Origin of the sequence: Enterococcus sp. DA9 (genome assembly GCF_008000875.1) — a bacterium.
Classification (GTDB): Bacteria; Bacillota; Bacilli; order Lactobacillales; family Enterococcaceae; genus Enterococcus_B; species Enterococcus_B lactis.
In genome coordinates, this window is the sequence record NZ_CP042839.1 from 1692329 (window position 1) to 1710178 (window position 17850).

At 38.2% G+C, this 17850-nt stretch carries 16 protein-coding genes and 1 pseudogene; 12 read left to right on the forward strand and 5 right to left on the reverse strand.

Going from position 1 to position 17850, the window contains the following annotated elements; genetic code table 11:
• Positions 1-3 precede the first annotated feature (3 nt).
• A pseudogene (locus tag FTX43_RS09050) lies at positions 4-947 on the reverse strand (AAA family ATPase).
• A 257-nt stretch (positions 948-1204) separates the two neighbouring features.
• Between FTX43_RS09050 and FTX43_RS09055 the strand changes: the two are divergent.
• Together FTX43_RS09055 and FTX43_RS09060 are read left to right on the forward strand one after the other, a co-directional pair.
• Positions 1205-2497 (forward strand): hypothetical protein, encoded by a 1293-nt coding sequence (locus tag FTX43_RS09055; protein WP_002316391.1) that lies wholly within the window; start codon positions 1205-1207, stop codon positions 2495-2497.
• A 73-nt stretch (positions 2498-2570) separates the two neighbouring features.
• Positions 2571-3146: a hypothetical protein gene (locus FTX43_RS09060; protein ID WP_002291618.1), complete on the forward strand. Its 576-nt coding sequence runs from the start codon at positions 2571-2573 to the stop codon at positions 3144-3146.
• Between the two features lie 63 nt (positions 3147-3209).
• Here FTX43_RS09060 and FTX43_RS09065 read toward each other — a convergent pair whose 3' ends face one another.
• Positions 3210-3575, reverse strand: coding sequence for a hypothetical protein (locus FTX43_RS09065; RefSeq protein ID WP_002308708.1), 366 nt, complete (start codon positions 3573-3575; stop codon positions 3210-3212).
• A gap of 207 nt (positions 3576-3782) precedes the next feature.
• On the opposite strand from FTX43_RS09065, the gene FTX43_RS09070 reads away from it, so the two are divergent.
• From FTX43_RS09070 to FTX43_RS09085, 4 genes are all read left to right on the forward strand, one after another.
• Positions 3783-4265, forward strand: a complete 483-nt coding sequence (locus tag FTX43_RS09070) for a hypothetical protein (RefSeq protein WP_002308710.1) — start codon at positions 3783-3785, stop codon at positions 4263-4265.
• Between the two features lie 194 nt (positions 4266-4459).
• Positions 4460-5350, forward strand: coding sequence for a phosphate ABC transporter substrate-binding protein PstS family protein (locus tag FTX43_RS09075; protein WP_147607013.1), 891 nt, complete (start codon positions 4460-4462; stop codon positions 5348-5350).
• 324 nt (positions 5351-5674) lie between these two features.
• The gene (locus FTX43_RS09080) at positions 5675-8143 is read left to right on the forward strand and encodes a cation-translocating P-type ATPase (protein WP_002348523.1); all 2469 of its coding nucleotides are present in this window, start codon (positions 5675-5677) and stop codon (positions 8141-8143) included.
• A 183-nt stretch (positions 8144-8326) separates the two neighbouring features.
• Positions 8327-9796: a C69 family dipeptidase gene (locus tag FTX43_RS09085; RefSeq protein ID WP_002334821.1), complete on the forward strand. Its 1470-nt coding sequence runs from the start codon at positions 8327-8329 to the stop codon at positions 9794-9796.
• 94 nt (positions 9797-9890) lie between these two features.
• Here the strand turns inward: FTX43_RS09085 and FTX43_RS09090 are convergent, their stop codons facing one another.
• Entirely contained in the window at positions 9891-11630 is a 1740-nt protein-coding gene (locus FTX43_RS09090) for an ATP-binding protein (RefSeq protein WP_002308716.1), read from the reverse strand.
• Positions 11627-12331, reverse strand: a complete 705-nt coding sequence (locus FTX43_RS09095) for a response regulator transcription factor (protein ID WP_002291606.1) — start codon at positions 12329-12331, stop codon at positions 11627-11629. Before FTX43_RS09095 ends, FTX43_RS09090 begins: the two co-directional genes overlap by 4 nt.
• A 130-nt stretch (positions 12332-12461) precedes the next feature.
• On the opposite strand from FTX43_RS09095, the gene FTX43_RS09100 reads away from it, so the two are divergent.
• From FTX43_RS09100 to FTX43_RS09120, 5 genes are all read left to right on the forward strand, one after another.
• Entirely contained in the window at positions 12462-12965 is a 504-nt protein-coding gene (locus FTX43_RS09100; RefSeq protein WP_147607015.1) for a DUF523 domain-containing protein, read from the forward strand.
• Positions 12925-13263, forward strand: a complete 339-nt coding sequence (locus FTX43_RS09105) for a putative DNA-binding protein (RefSeq protein ID WP_002291603.1) — start codon at positions 12925-12927, stop codon at positions 13261-13263. Before FTX43_RS09100 ends, FTX43_RS09105 begins: the two co-directional genes overlap by 41 nt.
• A gap of 20 nt (positions 13264-13283) precedes the next feature.
• The gene (ffh, locus tag FTX43_RS09110) at positions 13284-14702 is read left to right on the forward strand and encodes a signal recognition particle protein (RefSeq protein WP_002291602.1); all 1419 of its coding nucleotides are present in this window, start codon (positions 13284-13286) and stop codon (positions 14700-14702) included.
• A gap of 111 nt (positions 14703-14813) precedes the next feature.
• On the forward strand, positions 14814-15386 hold the full coding sequence (locus FTX43_RS09115) for a DNA-3-methyladenine glycosylase I (RefSeq protein WP_002334820.1): 573 nt from the start codon (positions 14814-14816) through the stop codon (positions 15384-15386).
• Positions 15387-15404: 18 nt separating this feature from the next.
• On the forward strand, positions 15405-15926 hold the full coding sequence (locus FTX43_RS09120) for a dihydrofolate reductase family protein (RefSeq protein WP_070872306.1): 522 nt from the start codon (positions 15405-15407) through the stop codon (positions 15924-15926).
• Positions 15927-16002: 76 nt separating this feature from the next.
• On the opposite strand, the gene FTX43_RS09125 is transcribed toward FTX43_RS09120, so the two are convergent.
• Complete coding sequence (locus FTX43_RS09125) at positions 16003-16557, reverse strand: NADPH-dependent FMN reductase (protein WP_147607016.1); 555 nt, start codon at positions 16555-16557, stop codon at positions 16003-16005.
• 179 nt (positions 16558-16736) lie between these two features.
• On the opposite strand from FTX43_RS09125, the gene FTX43_RS09130 reads away from it, so the two are divergent.
• Positions 16737-17849: a helix-turn-helix domain-containing protein gene (locus FTX43_RS09130; RefSeq protein WP_002313563.1), complete on the forward strand. Its 1113-nt coding sequence runs from the start codon at positions 16737-16739 to the stop codon at positions 17847-17849.
• Position 17850 lies beyond the last annotated feature (1 nt).

Genomic DNA, 17850 nt, shown 5'->3' on the forward strand with positions numbered 1-17850 from the left:
TATCTACCTCACGGGAATTGGGATTTGTGCAACAAGGGCATGGATCATTTGTGTCTTTTCGTCTTCCTTCAATGAACGATCGTAAAAAATCAAGCGGTGAGAAAAAACGAAAGGAACTAACTCCTGCAAATCTTTGGGCGTGACGTAATTTCTCCCATGGATTAATGCATAGGCTTTTGCTGCTTGAATAAAGGCAAGGCTTCCTCGTGGACTGATACCAATCTGGATAGCAGAGTGGGTTCTTGTTGCGGATACTAACTGCAAGGCATAAGATGCCACTTCTGGGCTGACAAAGACATTCGCCACTCTTGTTTTTATTTCTTCTATTTCATGACTGTTCAAGACGACCTTCAAATTATCCAACACTTTTTCGAATTTATCCAAAAGTAGCAGAAGTTCGTCGTCAAAAGAAGGATAACCAATTTGTAGTCGGAATAAAAAACGATCGAGCTGTGCTTCCGGCAAAGGATATGTTCCTTCATACTCGATTGGATTTTGTGTAGCTAAGACAAAAAAATGATTGTCTAGGGGTATGTATTGTTGTCGATCGTTGCATGATTCTCTGCCATTGCTTCTAAAAGTGCTGACTGAGTACGGGGAGTCGTACGATTGATTTCATCTGCTAACAAGATCGTTGTAAAGATTGGCCCCGGACGAAATTCAAACTCTTTTGTTTGTGAGTTATAGACGGAAAAGCCCAAAATATCACTAGGAAGAAGATCAGGTGTGCATTGGACTCTGCTAAAGGTTCCTTGCACAGCCTTTGCTAGTGCTTTGACTAGTAATGTTTTACCTACACCGGGAATATCTTCGAACAAGACATGACCACCTGCTAGCAGGGCAACGATCATCAATTGGATAGTGGAACGTTTACCGATGACCGCTTTTTCTAATTCTTGTATCAACTGATCGATTTTTTGTTTGGATTCTTCGATTTTAGCTTCCATTTTCACATCACCTTCTCATGAAATCACTATTTAATTTAATTGTAATGGAAGGGGATACATCCTACAAGCAAAGTGATTTTATTATGTTTTTTTTAAATACATTCGTTTTAAAATGAGAATACAATTAAATTAAGTGAAATAAAAAATAATGAGAGAAATTTGCGTAATTAAGTAAATAGAAAGGGACTTTTTATCTTTTTAGAAAAGAGCCCTTTCTGATCAAACAATATGTTTAGAAACTAGGTGAGAGATGATCAATGAGATGGCAAAAACTATTATCAAAAAATGCACAGAATTTATTTTCACTAATCAACCTAATGAAAGATCTAATCTGGCGAAAAACGGATCTAGCTGAAGAACTGAAAATCGATGTCAAAACAGTTGATCGGCATCTAAAACGTTTGGCAGAAAGCGACTGTCCAATCCAGCTGATTCTTCATAAGAAAACCGTTCAGTTAGTTTATGATCAAGGATATAGCGAACCCTACCTCCTTTTTGTTTTTCTGATTCAATCACCACCTTTTTGTCTACTGAAAAATCTGCTGTTGAATGAACCTTATGAGCAGGAGTATGATCGTTCGACACAAGAGCGGTTGAGAAAATGGTTTGGTGAGTATCACCTTTCGTTTTCTTATAAAAAAGCGCAGATCTTTGGTTCAGAAAGAAAAATACGGTACCTGCTATTTTGTTTCTTGAAAGATTTCCCCCATTTTTTTGCAGACGATGGAGAGCAATCCTTTTCAGAGACATTCATCCAATTATTGAAGCAACGAAAGGATCCGGCAGAAATCGAGATTTTAGGAGACAGTCGAACCCTTTTCTTTGAGTTGTTTCCAGAATTACTTTTTAGAGAAGAGCAGATTTTGCCAATAAAAGAAAAAAATTATCTAGCGATTTTGCGCTTGAGCTGTAATCAGATTACTGAAAAACGGTGGGAACGGATAGAAGAGACACAAGACTATCGGAAATTGACGATCGTAACTGAAAAGCTTGATTCGCTGTTTTGGCTGAATAGTGAGTTTGAAAGTGGAAATAAATCAAAGCTGACAAAAGTACTTTACCAAGAATGGCTTCGTTATGTGATTGGTATCCATGATCGATTGGTGGAAGAAGAAGTTCGTTATTATCAGGAAACATTAGAAAAGTTTCCCAATTCCAAAGATAAACTGTATCAATTTCGTCTAGCAATCCAACAAGCACTTGCACACCCCGCAGTTGAGTGGGGAATGCTTTTACTTAAGACACTCCAAGAACGGGGGTATTTAGATGTCCATCCTCCTGAAGTGAAAATCGTCTTTTTTTTTCGTTATGAACATCAGGAAGCAAGAAGACTTGCCGGGGTACTGAACAAAACCCTAAGACATCGAAAACGGATTTCGATCCATGTTTGCACTCGAAATAAGCCACCTCGTTATGCAGATCTAGTGATTACGGATCATTTTTTTCCATTAGACCATAATGAAGATCAAAAAACGTATCTGTACCATCCTTCATTTGGTATTGAAAGACTACTTACGGATATCAATTACTGGTTAGGGAAAAACCGATAAAACCTTTGGAAAACAGATCAAAACAAGTCAGTCTATGCTATAATAAAAAGCGATTAGTAAAGGAGGAAATCCATTGGAATTAAAGAAATTAGAAGTTCCCACATCTTCGATCACAGAAGTGAAACGATCGCCGATGGATGTATTTGCTCAAGCGCGAGACGCGGGAACTGGCGTATATATATTTAATCGGGAAAAAGTAGCTGGTGTGATGTTGACCCAAGAACAATACGAAACGCTCTTGCAAGAACTAGATGTCCTTCGTCAAACAGTGAAAGAGGAACTGAAAGAACCAAAGGAAAAAGAAATACATGAAGAATCTGTCAATAAAACAGCTTCCGTCGTATCCAATGCTGAAGGGATGGAAGAGTTGGCACAAACATTACAGCACTCGCTTATTACTGGTGTGACGATTACAGCAAAAAATCTAGATGAACGAATGGTCGCACTTGGTTTTATTACGAAAAAAACCGGATTTGGCGGGGTCGTGGATATGCTCAGCGAATTGATGAAAACTGGGAAAATCAATTACCAGCTAAGAAGAAAACCTCAAAATCGGACCATCATCGCTGAAATCATAGGGGAGCAAAACAGTCAATCCCAATTGATGGATAAGATTATTATCAAAAAAATTTTTCTACATGAATTATAAGAAAACCCTATATGTACAAAAAGAAAAAAACAGCTTCTCTTTGTACATATAGGGTTTATTTTTTTAGGGATGCCGTGCTTTTTTATAAGATAAGGCTACCGCCCATAACGATCCAAGGATTTGTGGAACTAAGTAAATGCCAGCTAGAATCAAAATCAGTTGGGTCGGTTTTAAAGGATGATAAAAGTACCGCCATTCAGCAAAATTGACGCAAAATAAATAGGAAGTGACAGTAGATATAATGTTGGCGATAAATAAAGATAAAATACGCCTGCTTTTTTGGAAATAATACCCAGCAAAAAGAGATAAAAATATCAACGTGATGAATCCGCTTACGGAATGATAATGGAAATCAAGCAGTAAAGCGAAATGCACATAAGGAACAAAAGATAAAAGCAATGGAAGATTCTTCCAACACGTTTTTATCATATTTTGTCACCACCTAACAAGTGTTATTATTTTGTTAATTTTATTGTAAATTGAATCATATAATAATCAATTACTTTTTCATTATTTCTAGATTAAATGAATAAACTCTCATGCCATTATCTCTAAAAAAAAAGTTTTTCCCCCTAATTTTTTTAGATAGAAAATTGTATAGTATGATGAAAGAAAAATTGGTTTGGGGGAACATTGATGAGAAGAAAAGCAGTAATCGATCGGCTTTATTTATTTTTTTGGTTTTTTCCTATCGTTTTGCTACCTTTTACATGGGTAAATGCTGTTGTGCAAGGTGCCGAGATATTAGGGCTGATCCAAGGAAGTGGATTTGTGGTTTCTAGAAATTTTCCAGCTTTGACTATTTTTTACTTAGTGATAAGTGTAGGTCTATTACTGCCAAAATCTCTGATCAATCATTATAATTGGCAGCTGCTTTATTTTTCTTGTTTACTCATATTCACATCTATGTTTTCCTTGTTGCCTCGCATGATCATCGGTCCTAATGGTTTGAGCGAGAGCGGACTGAAGGATTCAGCATATCCCTCCATGTATTTCTTGACCATTAAACCGTGTTTCTATTTAGTCATTGTCTCATTTATTCTTGCGACATTCTTTTACTTCTGGACAGAGATCCGGATAAAAAGTGAACGATCTGTATCTATAAAAAATAACCGTTGATGGTGGATCATCGGTAACAAGCATATGAGCGGCGGAAAACGCCTGTTTCTCATATGCTTTTTTATTATCGTGTAAAGAATCTGAAAAACGTTTACATGATTTTTACATAACTTAACTATATTTTTACAGCAACCATACGAGGGATTTACAGTCGACTGATAAACTTTAGTTGTAAATAAGAAAGGAGCAATAAAATGAAAAAAGTATTGTTTACTCTAGGCATGATTGGAGTTCTTTTAGCCGGATGCGGCTCAGGATCAGGAAATACAGATGGCTCTGCCACACAAAATAATTCAAGTGACTCAAATGAACAGGTAAAAATCGTTGCGGTAGGTTCGACAGCATTACAGCCTTTGGTCGATGCAGCACAAGAAAGTTTTGTACAAGAAAATCCGAATTATCAAATCTCTGTACAAGGAGGAGGAAGTGGAACTGGTTTGAGCCAAGTCGAAGCTGGAGCAGTTACTATCGGAAACTCTGATGTATTTGCAGAAGAAAGAGACGGGATCGATGCCTCTAAATTAGTGGATCATAAAGTAGCAGTAGTTGGGATGGCACCAATCGTCAACAAAGATACAGGTGTCAAAGATATCACAAAACAGGAATTGATTGATATCTTTACAGGAAAAATCACTAATTGGAGTGAAGTTGGCGGGAAAGATCAAAAGATCAACGTTGTGAACCGTGCAAACGGCAGCGGTACCCGCGCGACATTTGAAAAATGGGGATTAGATGGTGCCACACCTATACAGTCCCAAGAACAAGACTCATCAGGAACTGTTCGGCAGCTGGTAAGTCAAACACCAGGAGCAATCAGCTATTTAGCTTTCTCATATCTCGATGATTCCACACAAGCACTAAGTATCGACGGTGTAGAACCAAAAGAGGAGAATGTAGCAGATAACAGCTGGGGAATCTGGTCATATGAACATATGTACACGAACGGAAAACCTTCCCCTGAAGTTCAAAAATTCTTAGACTATATGATGACAGAAGAAATACAAGAAGGTCCTGTCAAAGAATTAGGGTATTTACCGATCACAATGATGGAAGTAGAACGTGATCACGAAGGAAATATCAAATAACTAGCAGATAAACATACTACGGTAGTCGTTACTATTAAGGAAAAATCAACTATGTTTCCCCACATATACATTTTTCCTTTAATTGTGAAAAATAGTTCCTCATATTTTTCCGTTTTTTGAGCTAATACCGAGGGTCAGCTGATTGAACACCGTTTATTCGAAAAAAAGAGCTACGACATAGAACTGTCGTAGCTTTTTTTTGCTATATGACAGGAATGAAAGGTGTTTGCAAGCTTAATGTGAGGAACACTTTCCATATCTGTTCTATACTGGATAGGAGAAGTTTGGAAATATCCAGAAAACGAAATCAATCGAGGTAGCCACATGAAGAATAAATGGACAAATCGAAGTAAAAAAAAGAAAATAACACAAAAATCATCTGACAAAGTTATCCGTCTTTTTCCCTCGTACAAAGAAGGATTGACAGCAGAACAAGTCAAGGAACGAATAGAAAAAGGTGCAGCAAACGATTCAGTCGATCCCACATTCAAAACAAACCAACAAATTATATTGGAAAATATTTTTACGTATTTCAATTTGATCTTTCTTATCTTAGCTATTTTGCTTTGTTTAGTAGAATCCTATAAGAACTTGACTTTTTTACCAGTTATCATAGCCAATACAGGAATCGCCATTTTTCAGGAAATTCGATCCAAAAAGATCTTGGACGAACTAAATGTTTTAAATACAGCAAAAGTCAATGTCATACGAGACGGGATAGAACAAACAATAGATATAGAAGACCTTGTAATAGATGACATTGTTATTTTAGAGACTGGACATCAAATTCCAGCAGATGCAGAGGTCGTGGAAGGGAAACTGCAAGTTAATGAGGCTTTATTGACAGGCGAAGCAGATGAGATAACCAAAGAAATAGGTGATCCATTGATGTCCGGCAGTTTCGTTGTTTCCGGAAAAGCTTACGCCCGATTAGACAAAGTCGGAGCAGATTCGTATATTTCCCAATTGACAGTCAAAGCCAAGACAATGGGAGAAGGAGAACAGTCGGAGATGATTGCTTCTCTTAATCAATTGATCAAATGGATTGGGATCATCATTATTCCTATCGGTATTCTGCTTTTTTCTCAAAGTTACTTTTTTAATGGAAACACGATGAAAGAAAGTGTCGTCGCAATGGAAGCAGCATTGATTGGTATGATACCTGAAGGACTGTACTTGTTAACGACGATTGCATTAGCATTAAGTGCGACTAAACTAGCAAAGCAAAGAGTTCTTTTACACAATATGAAAAGCATTGAGACATTGGCAAGAGTAAATGTCCTTTGTGTAGATAAAACAGGAACGATCACAGAAAACAAAATGTCTGTCCAAAAAGTGATTGTCTCTAAAAAACAAAAAATAATCAGCCAATCAGATCAACTGGAAGAGCGCATTGCTGACTATGCAAAAGCGATGGCAGGAGACAATGCAACAATGGAAGCCGTCAAAGAATACTTTACAAAAACCACTGATCAATCCTATCACCAAGTCATTCCTTTTTCTTCTGTCCAAAAATTCAGCAGTGTAGCGTTGGGAGACAAGGTATATGTTTTAGGAGCACCCGAAATGGTTTTGCGAGATCAGTTGCCGGAATATGCGGAAGAGTTTGTTTCTTTCGCTGAAAAAGGCTATCGCGTGTTGGTCTTTGGTGTGTACGATGGGATTCTTGAAGAACCAGTATTAACGGAGGCAGTCACACCATTAGGGTATATCCTGATCGCTAATCCTATCAGAAAAGAAGCAAAAGCCACATTCAATTACTTCAAAAAACAGCAAGTAGCCATCAAAGTGATTTCTGGAGATAATCCGCTCACCGTATCTAATGTAGCTGTCCAAGCAGGGATTTCACATGCTGATCAGTACGTTGATGCGTCTAAATTATCAGAAGAAGAATATGAAGCAGCTGTCGAAAAATATACAGTTTTTGGACGCGTCAAGCCAGAACAAAAGAAAATCTTCGTTCAATTGCTAAAGCGTAACAATACAGTAGCTATGACAGGTGATGGCGTGAATGACATTCTAGCCATGAAAGAAGCAGACTGCAGTATAGCGATGGCTTCTGGCAATGAAGCCGCCATGCAGGCCTCACAAGTGGTCTTGCTTGATTCTGACTTTTCACGCATGCCGGAAGTTGTTGCAGAAGGACGGCGCGTCGTGAACAATATTGAGCGATCAGCCAGCTTGTTTTTAGTGAAGAATATTTTCTCCTTTTTGCTTTCGCTGTTTTCAGTCATCTTTGCTTTGACCTATCCTTTAGAACCATCACAGATCACATTGATTAGTTTGTTTACGATTGGACTTCCATCTTTCTTGCTTGCTCTAGAAGAAAACAAAAAGCGAATCAGAGGGAAGTTCATCATGAATGTGATGGAAAAGGCTGTGCCAGGTGGACTGACAGATATGATCGTAGTCGGTGCGTTGGTGATCTGCGGGGTGACTTTGGATCTAAATAAAACAGATGTTTCTACAGCATCTACTATGCTTTTGATTGCAGTAGGATTTCTTGTTCTCTATAAAATCTGTTCACCGCTGAATAAATTCAGAAGTCAGATCATTCTTTTCTGTGCTAGCGGTATCTTTTTTTCGGTCGTTTTTTTGCATAAACTGTTTTCAATCACCGGTATCTCAGCTGTATCGCTTTTGTTGTTGAGTATTTTATTTTTCTCGGCAGATTCGATTTTTAGGCATTTGACTACATTGGTAGAATATTTGTTTGAACGTAAAAATGAAAAAGAGCCGGAGATAATAAATAAATTGCCTCGGTTCCTTCGAGTATTCAAAAGAAATAAATGACTAATAAGATAAAAGAAGCTTAAAAATACATTAACTAAAAAATTGTATTTTCTAAGCTTCTTTCTGTATAAAAAACAAAGCAAATTTTTATCTAGAACTTATAGAAAACCAATTAAATCTTTACTTCAGGTGTCCTATAATCATTTTGAAAGCGTTTTTACAAAAGTGGGAGGGATGCTTCAAATGAAAAATAGAAGATTGCTTCAATTTAGTTTATTTTTAGGTGTACTGTATGGGATTTTCTTATCAGTTTCTATTGATGCTTGTACGACGATTTTAGTAGGAAAAAATGCTTCAGTAGATGGTTCAACGATGATTGCTAGAAATGAAGATCTGAACACGGCTTGGTCAAAATACTTTGTTGTCAGAAAAGAAAATACGAATCCTTCACATTTTGTATCAAAAGGGAATGGATTTACCCTTGATCTTCCGAAAGAACAGCTGAAGTACACAGCGACCCCAGAATGGGATACGTCAGAAGGATTATTTGAAGAAGATGGTATCAATAGCAAGAACGTTGCAATGAGCGCTACTGAATCAGCTACGACAAAGGAAGAGATATTGAAAAAAGATCCATATACCGCGCATGGTATCGCAGAAGACTCTATGTTGACCGTGACCCTTCCTTATATTGATTCAGCAAGAGCAGGGGTAGAACGATTAGGAAAAATCGTTGCTAAGCAAGGAGCTGCGGAGACAAATGGTGTGATTTTCTCTGATAAAAATGAAATCTGGTATATGGAGATACTTAGTGGTCATCAGTGGGCAGCTGTCAAAGTTCCAGATGACTGTTATGCAGTTATTCCTAATATGTTGTCAATTGATTCATTTGATTTGAAGGACAAAGATTCTTATCTTTGTTCAGCAGATTTAGAATCTTTTTTAGAAAAGAATCAACTGATAAATACGAAACGGGATATTTCTTTAAGAGACATATTTGCAGATAAGTCAAAGGATGAAAAATACAATCTTCCTAGGATATGGGATGCACAGAGAAAACTGACACCTTCAAAGAAACAAAAAATAACAGATCGTTCATTTGAGATGTTTGTCAAACCAGATAAACCTATTTCAATTGCAGAAACAGCTTATATCATGACATTACACTTTAATGGTACTGAATATGATACCATCGAAGGGACAAAGCCAGATAAGTATCGTCCAATCTCTGTGCCGAATACGATGGAATCTCATATTCTACAGATAAGAAACAATGTACCAGAAGAAATCAGTGGTATCCATTGGTTAGCGTTGGGGATTCCTGATACAAGCAATTATATACCATTTTATAGCAATATAAGCGAGACACCCGAAGCTTATCAAAAAGGAACAGATATGCCAGATGATATTTCCGCTTACTGGACATATCGGTTGACGAACATCTTGACGAAGCCATACTATAGTGATTTTAAGAAAAATATTACTTTACCAACTCGCCAAAAAGTTCGAGACCATCTATCGAAAGAGTTAGCAAGTACAGACCAACAAGCAAGAGAATTAATAGTAAATCATCCCGAAAAATTAACGGATTATTTGAATCAAAAAACACAAAGTTTTGCTGATTATGCTATAGATGCTTATCAGAAAATGAACCAGGAGCTGATTGTAAAGATGTCAGAAAAGACAGCTACACATCATGACAAAGATCTATAACATGTGGCTCAGCGTTTTTAGCTAATAAAAAGCCTGCTTTTCAGCGTAGTAGATGATCGTTAGACATCTAAACATTGCTGCAAGCAGGCCTTATTTAATTGCTTTTCGGAATGGTAACGGTGAAAGTCGAACCTGTTCCAAGATGACTGTCTACAGTAATTGTACCATGAAGGAGTTGCACGTAGTCTTTTACAATCGCTAACCCTAGTCCGGTCCCGCCTGAATGTCGGCTTCGTGCCTTGTCTACGCGGTAAAAACGCTCAAAGATCCGTTCCTGATCCTCAATGTCGATACCTATACCAAAATCTTGGACAGAAAACGATAATTCATCTGTTGCCTGATAACGGATAATGATCTCGCTGTCGTTTTTTGAGTATTGGACAGCATTTTCAATCAGATTTTTGAGGATTGGATAAAGGATATCTGTTTTAGTAGTAAATGGTTCGTTCTTTCCAATCAATCGAATCGTCAACCGTTTCTTTTCGATGATTGGCTGATAATTTTGAACGATTTGCTGGAAATAAGGTTCTGTATAAATCGTCTGGATCTCGTAAGAATTTTCACCGTCTTTTGACAGCTGGATGATTTCCCGAATCAATTTATCTAACCGAATCGCATCTTTTTGCATGATCTCAAGAAAAGAAGTCAGAGTTTGTGGGTCATCTTTTGCACCATCCAGTAAAGTCTCGGTAAAACCAATCAGTGAAGTCACAGGAGTTTTTAATTCGTGGGAGACGTTGCCCACGAAATCCTTTTGTAGCTTTTCTAAACGTCGCACTTTCGTTAAGTCATACGCCACCCCTAGAATCTGTCCGGTACCTTCTGAATTAGTAAAGTAGCGCAAACTCAAGTCTAATGTCTGTCGTCCTTCAGCGATGGTGATCTCCTGATGGATCAGCGGATGCTCAGGAGTCACTTGGTGAATCAGCTGAATGAGTTTTGGCTCTTGGATGACTTCTGTGTATCGTTGTTCAGGTTCATAGCTTGTCACGTTTAAATGCAACTGCATCTTTGGATTAAGCAGTAGTAAACGAGAATCAGCATCATCAATCAGGAATACGCCTATCATCAGTTCATTTAATAATGTGTACAATTGTTCTTCTGTTGTAGTATACGCTCGATACATCTTACTCATTTGTTCGCTCAGCTCATTGATTGTTTGATACAATTCCTCCCATTGGTCAGGTGTCTGCATGATTACTTCTGCTTGGTTTGGATTTTGTACCATTTTTCTAAGAACAGGCAGGACAGTTTTCAAAGGCTGATTTTTTTGGTAGATCAGGTAATAAATCATTCCTGCAAGAACAAGGAAGAAAGACAGAAAGAAGAAAAAGACCCAACGGCGAAAGCTCTCCGTTCTCGGTAAAAATCCGCTTGTCGGTTCTGCGATACGTAAAATGGCTTCTAACTGGCCTCCTTTTTTGACTGGTAATGCGACGTATAAAAGATCCTCATTCAAAGTAGTACTTTTGCGCAAAGCGCTACCTAGGTTCCCACCATTCAATACAGCTTTTATTTCTGGACGAGAACTTCGCCGTTCATTCAATGTTTCATTGTTTGTGTCAAATAAGATTTTTCCAGTAGCATCCATTAAAGTGATCCGTTCGTTCGACTGATGGACGAATTCTTCCAAAGCAGTTTTGTTTTGCGCTGCTTGGAGGTTTTCGACATCTAATTGCCGGATCAGTAGTTGTGCTTTTTTTGTCAGGTAGCTTTCTTGCTGTTCGACGATCTGTTGTTGGAAATAATGGGAGATCAATTGCCAACCACCAAAAAACAAACTAATTAAAAGAATAAGAAAGAAGAGACGCTCATAAATTTTTTTCCATTTCATCGTTTTGGTTCCTGAAACTTATAGCCAAATCCTCTAACAGTCACCAAGTACTTTGGATGTTTTGGATCTCGCTCGATTTTTTCTCGCAAATGACTAACGTGTACATCTACGATACGGCTTTGTCCTGCGAAGTCAAAATTCCAAATGCGGTCTAGCAATGTGTCGCGATCGATCACACGGTCTTTTCGTTTCATGAAATAAACGAGTAATTCAAATTCTTTCGGTGTGAGTTCAATCAGATGATCGTCTACGGTGACTTGATAATTGGTCAAATCAGCAGTGATTTGTCCAATCGATAGATATTCAGGCTCAGCTTCATCTTTTGATTGCTTACGAGGTTCGATCCGTCTGAATATGGCTTTCATACGGGCTAATACTTCACGTGGACTAAATGGTTTGGTCAAATAGTCATCAGCACCTATCTCCAGACCAATGATTCGATCCACCTGATCATCTTTAGCCGTCAGCATCAAAATCGGTGTTTCATTTTTTTCTTGACGCAGCCGCTGAGTGATCTCCATGCCATCCATCGTTGGAAGCATCACATCTAAAATGATGAAATCAAATGATTGTTCTAATGCTAATTCTAATCCTTCGCCTCCATCTGCGGCACTGGTTACCTTATAGCCTTCTTTTTCCAAATTGAACGTCAAGAGCGTCACAATAGAAGGTTCATCATCAACAACTAGTATTTTTTTCATTCAAATCTCCTTTAAATAGGTTTCATTCTGTTTATATTTTAGCATAGAATCAGTACAAGGGGCTATTTTACAGAAGAAATAAATGGTATAATAGGAAGGCACTTTGCTGAATAGAAAGGAAGAGCAGTCAATGATTGAAATCAGTGCATGTTTAGGCGGTCTGGCCTGTCGCTATGATGGACAGAAAAAAGAAGTACCAGAATTGATGGAACTAGTTGAAACTGGCGAAGCCGTCATGGTCTGTCCAGAAGTAATCGGCGGATTGTCAATTCCTAGAGATCCTGCTGAAATCATTGGTGGAAATGGGTTCGATGTGTGGAAAGATCAAGCAAAAGTATGGACGACAAGCGGCGAAGATGTAACGGAAGCGTACAAAAACGGCGCGATCAAAGCCTATCAAAAATTGCAGGAAAAGCACATTGATCTAGTCATCGTGAAGGAAAAAAGCCCTTCATGCGGGACCCATTCGATTTATGATGGAAGCTTTTCCGGAATAACAAAAAATGGCGCCGGAGTGGCCACTGCTTATTTTATTCAGCAAAAAATGACTGTGCTCTCTGATGAAGAATGGCTGAAAACTAGAGGTGAGCAGAATGGAAATCGAAAAGACCAATCGAATGAACGCGCTCTTTGAATTTTATTCGACCTTATTGACAGAAAAACAAATGAACTACATGGAGTTATATTATGCAGATGATTTTTCATTAGGCGAGATCGCGGAAGAATACGAAGTAAGTCGTCAAGCAGTATATGATAATATCAAGCGGACAAGCAAGATCTTGGAGGATTATGAAAAAAAACTCCATCTCTTCTCTGATTATATTGTACGAGAACAGATATTGGAAAAGATGACCGCATATATTACTGATAAGTATCCGGAAGATAAAAAACTGCTTGAATATGTACAGCAAATTCAAGCAATCGAAGAATAAATAAAAGGAATGAAGAAAATATGGCATTTGAAAGCTTAACTGAACGTCTCCAGCAGGCGATGGGAAAACTAAGAAAAAAAGGAAAAGTATCAGAAGCTGACGTAAAAGAAATGATGCGGGAAATCCGCCTTGCCTTACTAGAAGCCGATGTTAACTTGCAAGTAGTCAAAGACTTTACTAAACGCGTACGCGAACGTGCGGTAGGGGCAGAAGTGCTGGAAAGTTTATCACCAGCACAACAAATCGTAAAAATCGTTGATGAAGAATTAACAATCACACTTGGTTCTGAAACAGCAGAGTTAAATAAATCACCAAAAATACCAACTGTTATCATGATGGCTGGTCTACAAGGGGCAGGTAAAACAACTTTTACCGGTAAATTAGCGAATTATTTAAAGAAAAATGAAAATGCTCGTCCGCTCCTAATCGCAGGGGACGTATATCGGCCAGCAGCGATCGACCAATTGAAAGTATTAGGTCAACAGCTAGATGTTCCTGTATTTGATATGGGAACAGAAGTCAGCCCAGTAGAAATCGTTCGTCAAGGGATGGAGCTAGCAAGAGAAAAGAAAAACGACTATGTATTGATCGATACGGCAGGACGTCTACACATCGATGAAACATTGATGGATGAGTTGAAACAAATCAAAGAATTAACTCAACCAAATGAGATCTTGCTGGTTGTCGATGCCATGACTGGTCAAGATGCCGTCAATGTAGCTGACAGCTTCAATCAGCAATTAGGGATTACTGGAGTAGTCATCACTAAACTTGATGGGGATACTCGAGGCGGGGCAGCATTATCGATCCGCTCAGTGACAGGCGCACCAATCAAATTCATCGGTTCTGGTGAAAAATTGACTGACTTAGAAGTATTCCACCCAGATCGTATGGCTAGCCGTATCCTTGGTATGGGGGACATGCTGACACTGATTGAAAAAGCGCAGCAAGACTATGATGAGAAAAAAGCGGAAGAACTTGCACAGAAGATGCGGGAAAACTCATTTGATTTCAATGACTTTATTGAACAACTCGATCAAGTGATGGGGATGGGCCCACTGGAAGATCTAATCAAAATGATCCCAGGAATGAATCAAGTCCCTGGAATCGAAAACGTCAAGGTAGATCCAAAAGATGTTGAACGCAAAAAAGCGATGGTTTATTCTATGACACCAGCAGAAAGAGCAAATCCTGATCTGTTGAATCCAAGCCGTCGTCGCCGAATTGCTGCTGGTTCTGGAAACAGTGTGGTTGAAGTAAACCGAATGATCAAGCAATTCAAGGAATCAAGAAAAATGATGCAACAAATGTCCAAAGGGGATATGAACATCCCAGGTATGGACCAAATGTTTGGATCAGGCGTCAAAGGGAAACTAGGCAAAATGGCGATGAATCGAATGATCAAGAAAAATAAGAAGAAAAAGAAAAAACGGAAATAAGATAAAAAAAACAGCTTCGGTACAGACTGAAAATGTCTATTGCCGGAGCTTTTCTATCAGCAATTTTTATTCTTTACTGATACAATTACTCTAAACAAAGAGGTGGCACAAATGAGATGTCCGTGGAGTGAACAGACAGAAAATATGCAGCAATATCATGATACTGTCTGGGGTGTTCCTGAATATGATGACCAAAAGCTGTTCCGAAAATTGATGCTCGACATCAATCAGGCAGGATTGAGTTGGCAGACGATTTTAAATAAAAGTGAAGCATTCGATAAAGCATATGATCAATTCGATATCCAAAAAGTCGCAAATTATGGAGAAACAAAAATGAGCGAACTAATGGAAAACAAAGGAATTATTCGGAACCGCAGAAAAATCGAAGCTGCTGTCCAAAACGCTAAAGCAGTCTTGAAGATTCAAGAAGAATTCGGCAGTTTTTCTGAGTATCTTTGGTCGTTTTCTAATGGAAAAATCGTTGATTCTTCTTATCATTCACAAGAAGAAGTCCCGACAACAAGTCCTCTTTCAGATGAATTAGCAAAAGATCTAAAGAAAAGAGGATTTAAATTTATTGGCAGTACGACAATCTGTGCTTTTTTAGAAGCAGTCGGGATCATCAATGATCACCTTGACAGTTGTTTCCGCAAAGAAGAGGTCATACGTATCGGCAGAAAATAAAGAAAGGGCGAATAAAACATGCGAAAAATCATATTTTATGGCGCTGTAAGTTTAGATGGTTATTTGGCAACGAAAACGGATGACCTTCAATGGCTTTTTGACACTCCGACAGGTGAGCAAACCACTTATGTAGCTTTTTATGAAACAATCGATACGACCATCATGGGCAGGAAAACTTATCAAGAAGCAAAAAAATATTTGGAAACCGAAGCAATTTATCCAGAGAAAAAGAATTTCGTTTTTTCAACCAATGCACAATTACAATTACCAGATGCTGAGGTCGTACACGAAGAGCCTGTTGCTTTTCTAAAAAATCTACAAATGGCAGAAGGAAAAGATATCTGGATTGTGGGTGGGGGTCGATTGATCAAACCGTTAGTAGAACATCAAATGATTGATGAATGGTATATCCAGATTGCCCCTGTATTATTAGGGGACGGAATCCCTTTATTCCAAAAAGGAACCTATGAAGCACGTTTCGAATTGCTAGATACGACACGATTCGGTGAATTTATCGAATTACATTATATACGAAAGTAGAAACAAAAAAAACAAAAAAGACAACTATATGCAGAAGTGTCCTGTACATAGTTGCCTTTTTATTACTGTTCTAATTTTATTCTGCTAATTTGTTAGAAAAATCTAGATATGCATCTAAAATCGTTTGGAAGAAACTTAATGTTCCTCCAACGATATTGCCGTTTTCATCAATTAGATTCGTAACGTTTCCGATATATGCTTCCGGTTGTTGCAAGGTAGGCACATTCAAAAAGACAAGTGATTGGCGTAGATGGTGGTTTGCGCCAAAACCGCCGATCCCACCTGGTGATGCAGTAACGACTAAACCTGGTTTATGATCCCAAACACTGTGTCCATAAGGTCTTGAGCCTACATCTAAAGCATTTTTCAATACTGCTGGCACAGAGCGGTTGTATTCAGGAGTAACGAAAACGACACCGTCTAATCCACTCACTTCCTCACGAAAACGAGTCCATTCAGCAGGCGCTTTTTCTGGGGTTTCAAGATCCTCATTGTAAAATGGCAGATCATCGAATTTTACAAATACACTTTCGTACCCTTCAGGAAGCAATTTTGCAAAAGCTTCTGCTACTTTTTTGTTGTAAGAATCTTTTCTTAAACTACCAATAAAAAATCCAATTTTTTTTGTCATACGATTTTTCCTCCTTCAAACTATCTATAATAATCTTACAAAAAATAAGTAACTGGAGCAAATAAAAACACTTACTGGCAAAAGTTTCGTTTCAGTTGACAAATGATCGCGAAGTATCGTTAGTCTCCATTGCCAACCCTCTTGGAAAGTCTATATAATGAAGAAAAAGGAGGGATAAGATGGAAGAATTATCATTATCGAAAAATGTAGCAAATTTACGAAAGAAAAAAGGCGTGACCCAAGAAATTCTAGCTGAATTCATAGGTGTGACAAAAGCTTCTGTTTCCAAATGGGAGACAGGCCAAAGTATGCCTGATGTACTCATATTGCCTAAATTAGCCAGTTTTTTTGATGTGTCTGTTGATGAACTGCTCGGCTATCATCCTCAATTGACGAAAGAGCAAATCAGACACTTTTATCAGCAGTGGACCACCGCTTTTTCTGAAGAGCCCTTTGAATATGTGATGGAGGACTGTAGAAAAGCGGTCAAACAATATTACTCATGTTATCCTTTTCTTTTACAAGTAGCCGTTTTGTGGTTGAATCATTTTATGCTAACAAAGGATCTGGAGGAACAACAAGCAATTCTGTCTGAAGCAGAAGCGTTATGTACGAAAATCGTAGAAGAATCAGCAGAATTATCTCTATGCAATAATGCTTCTTTGTTAAAAGTAGCGGTCATGCTCCAGTTAGGCAAACCAGAAGAAGCTTTATCTGAAATCGAAGAAAAAGCGGATCCTTATCGTTTTGCCCAGCAAAGCGACACCTTACTTATCCAAGCGTACCGAGCCGCTGGTCAAACAAAAAAAGCGGTAAGCTATACTCAATTCAGCATGTTTTCTCATTTAATCAATCTCGTATCTTCAGCCACTCATTATCTATTGATTCAAATCATTCAATTACCGGTTATAGAAGAAACTGTCAATAGAATAGATGCTGTGATCCAAGCATTCAACCTGACGGCGGTCCATCCCAACAGTTGTGCTCAATTTTCTTATGCTGCAGCCTGTGCTTATGCGAAACATGAAAAAGAAGAACAAGTAATAAAGTGCTTAAAACAGTTTGTGGATTTGACACTTATACTTTTAAGCGAGGAAGGCAGGATCCTTCATGGTGATAGGTATTTTGATGAGATAACTGAGATATTTGAAGGAGCAGATCTTGGGGTACAGCAAATAAGAGACACGAAATTCATCAGGGAAGGGGCATTGAGTGCATTAGAAAATCCGTTTTTTCAACAAATTGAAAGATCAAAAATTGAAAAACTAAAAAAGCGATTGGCAGGCGAGTAAT

Excerpts from the sequence above, each read along its gene's own strand:
- FTX43_RS09055 (WP_002316391.1), top strand. The coding sequence starts at position 1,205 with ATGAGATGGCAAAAACTATTATCAAAAAATGCACAGAATTTATTTTCA.
- FTX43_RS09065 (WP_002308708.1), bottom strand. The coding sequence starts at position 3,575 with ATGATAAAAACGTGTTGGAAGAATCTTCCATTGCTTTTATCTTTTGTT.
- FTX43_RS09070 (WP_002308710.1), top strand. The coding sequence starts at position 3,783 with ATGAGAAGAAAAGCAGTAATCGATCGGCTTTATTTATTTTTTTGGTTT.
- FTX43_RS09075 (WP_147607013.1), top strand. The coding sequence starts at position 4,460 with ATGAAAAAAGTATTGTTTACTCTAGGCATGATTGGAGTTCTTTTAGCC.
- FTX43_RS09080 (WP_002348523.1), top strand. The coding sequence starts at position 5,675 with ATGAAGAATAAATGGACAAATCGAAGTAAAAAAAAGAAAATAACACAA.
- FTX43_RS09085 (WP_002334821.1), top strand. The coding sequence starts at position 8,327 with ATGAAAAATAGAAGATTGCTTCAATTTAGTTTATTTTTAGGTGTACTG.
- FTX43_RS09090 (WP_002308716.1), bottom strand. The coding sequence starts at position 11,630 with ATGAAATGGAAAAAAATTTATGAGCGTCTCTTCTTTCTTATTCTTTTA.
- FTX43_RS09095 (WP_002291606.1), bottom strand. The coding sequence starts at position 12,331 with ATGAAAAAAATACTAGTTGTTGATGATGAACCTTCTATTGTGACGCTC.
- FTX43_RS09100 (WP_147607015.1), top strand. The coding sequence starts at position 12,462 with ATGATTGAAATCAGTGCATGTTTAGGCGGTCTGGCCTGTCGCTATGAT.
- FTX43_RS09105 (WP_002291603.1), top strand. The coding sequence starts at position 12,925 with ATGGAAATCGAAAAGACCAATCGAATGAACGCGCTCTTTGAATTTTAT.
- ffh (WP_002291602.1), top strand. The coding sequence starts at position 13,284 with ATGGCATTTGAAAGCTTAACTGAACGTCTCCAGCAGGCGATGGGAAAA.
- FTX43_RS09115 (WP_002334820.1), top strand. The coding sequence starts at position 14,814 with ATGAGATGTCCGTGGAGTGAACAGACAGAAAATATGCAGCAATATCAT.
- FTX43_RS09120 (WP_070872306.1), top strand. The coding sequence starts at position 15,405 with ATGCGAAAAATCATATTTTATGGCGCTGTAAGTTTAGATGGTTATTTG.
- FTX43_RS09125 (WP_147607016.1), bottom strand. The coding sequence starts at position 16,557 with ATGACAAAAAAAATTGGATTTTTTATTGGTAGTTTAAGAAAAGATTCT.
- FTX43_RS09130 (WP_002313563.1), top strand. The coding sequence starts at position 16,737 with ATGGAAGAATTATCATTATCGAAAAATGTAGCAAATTTACGAAAGAAA.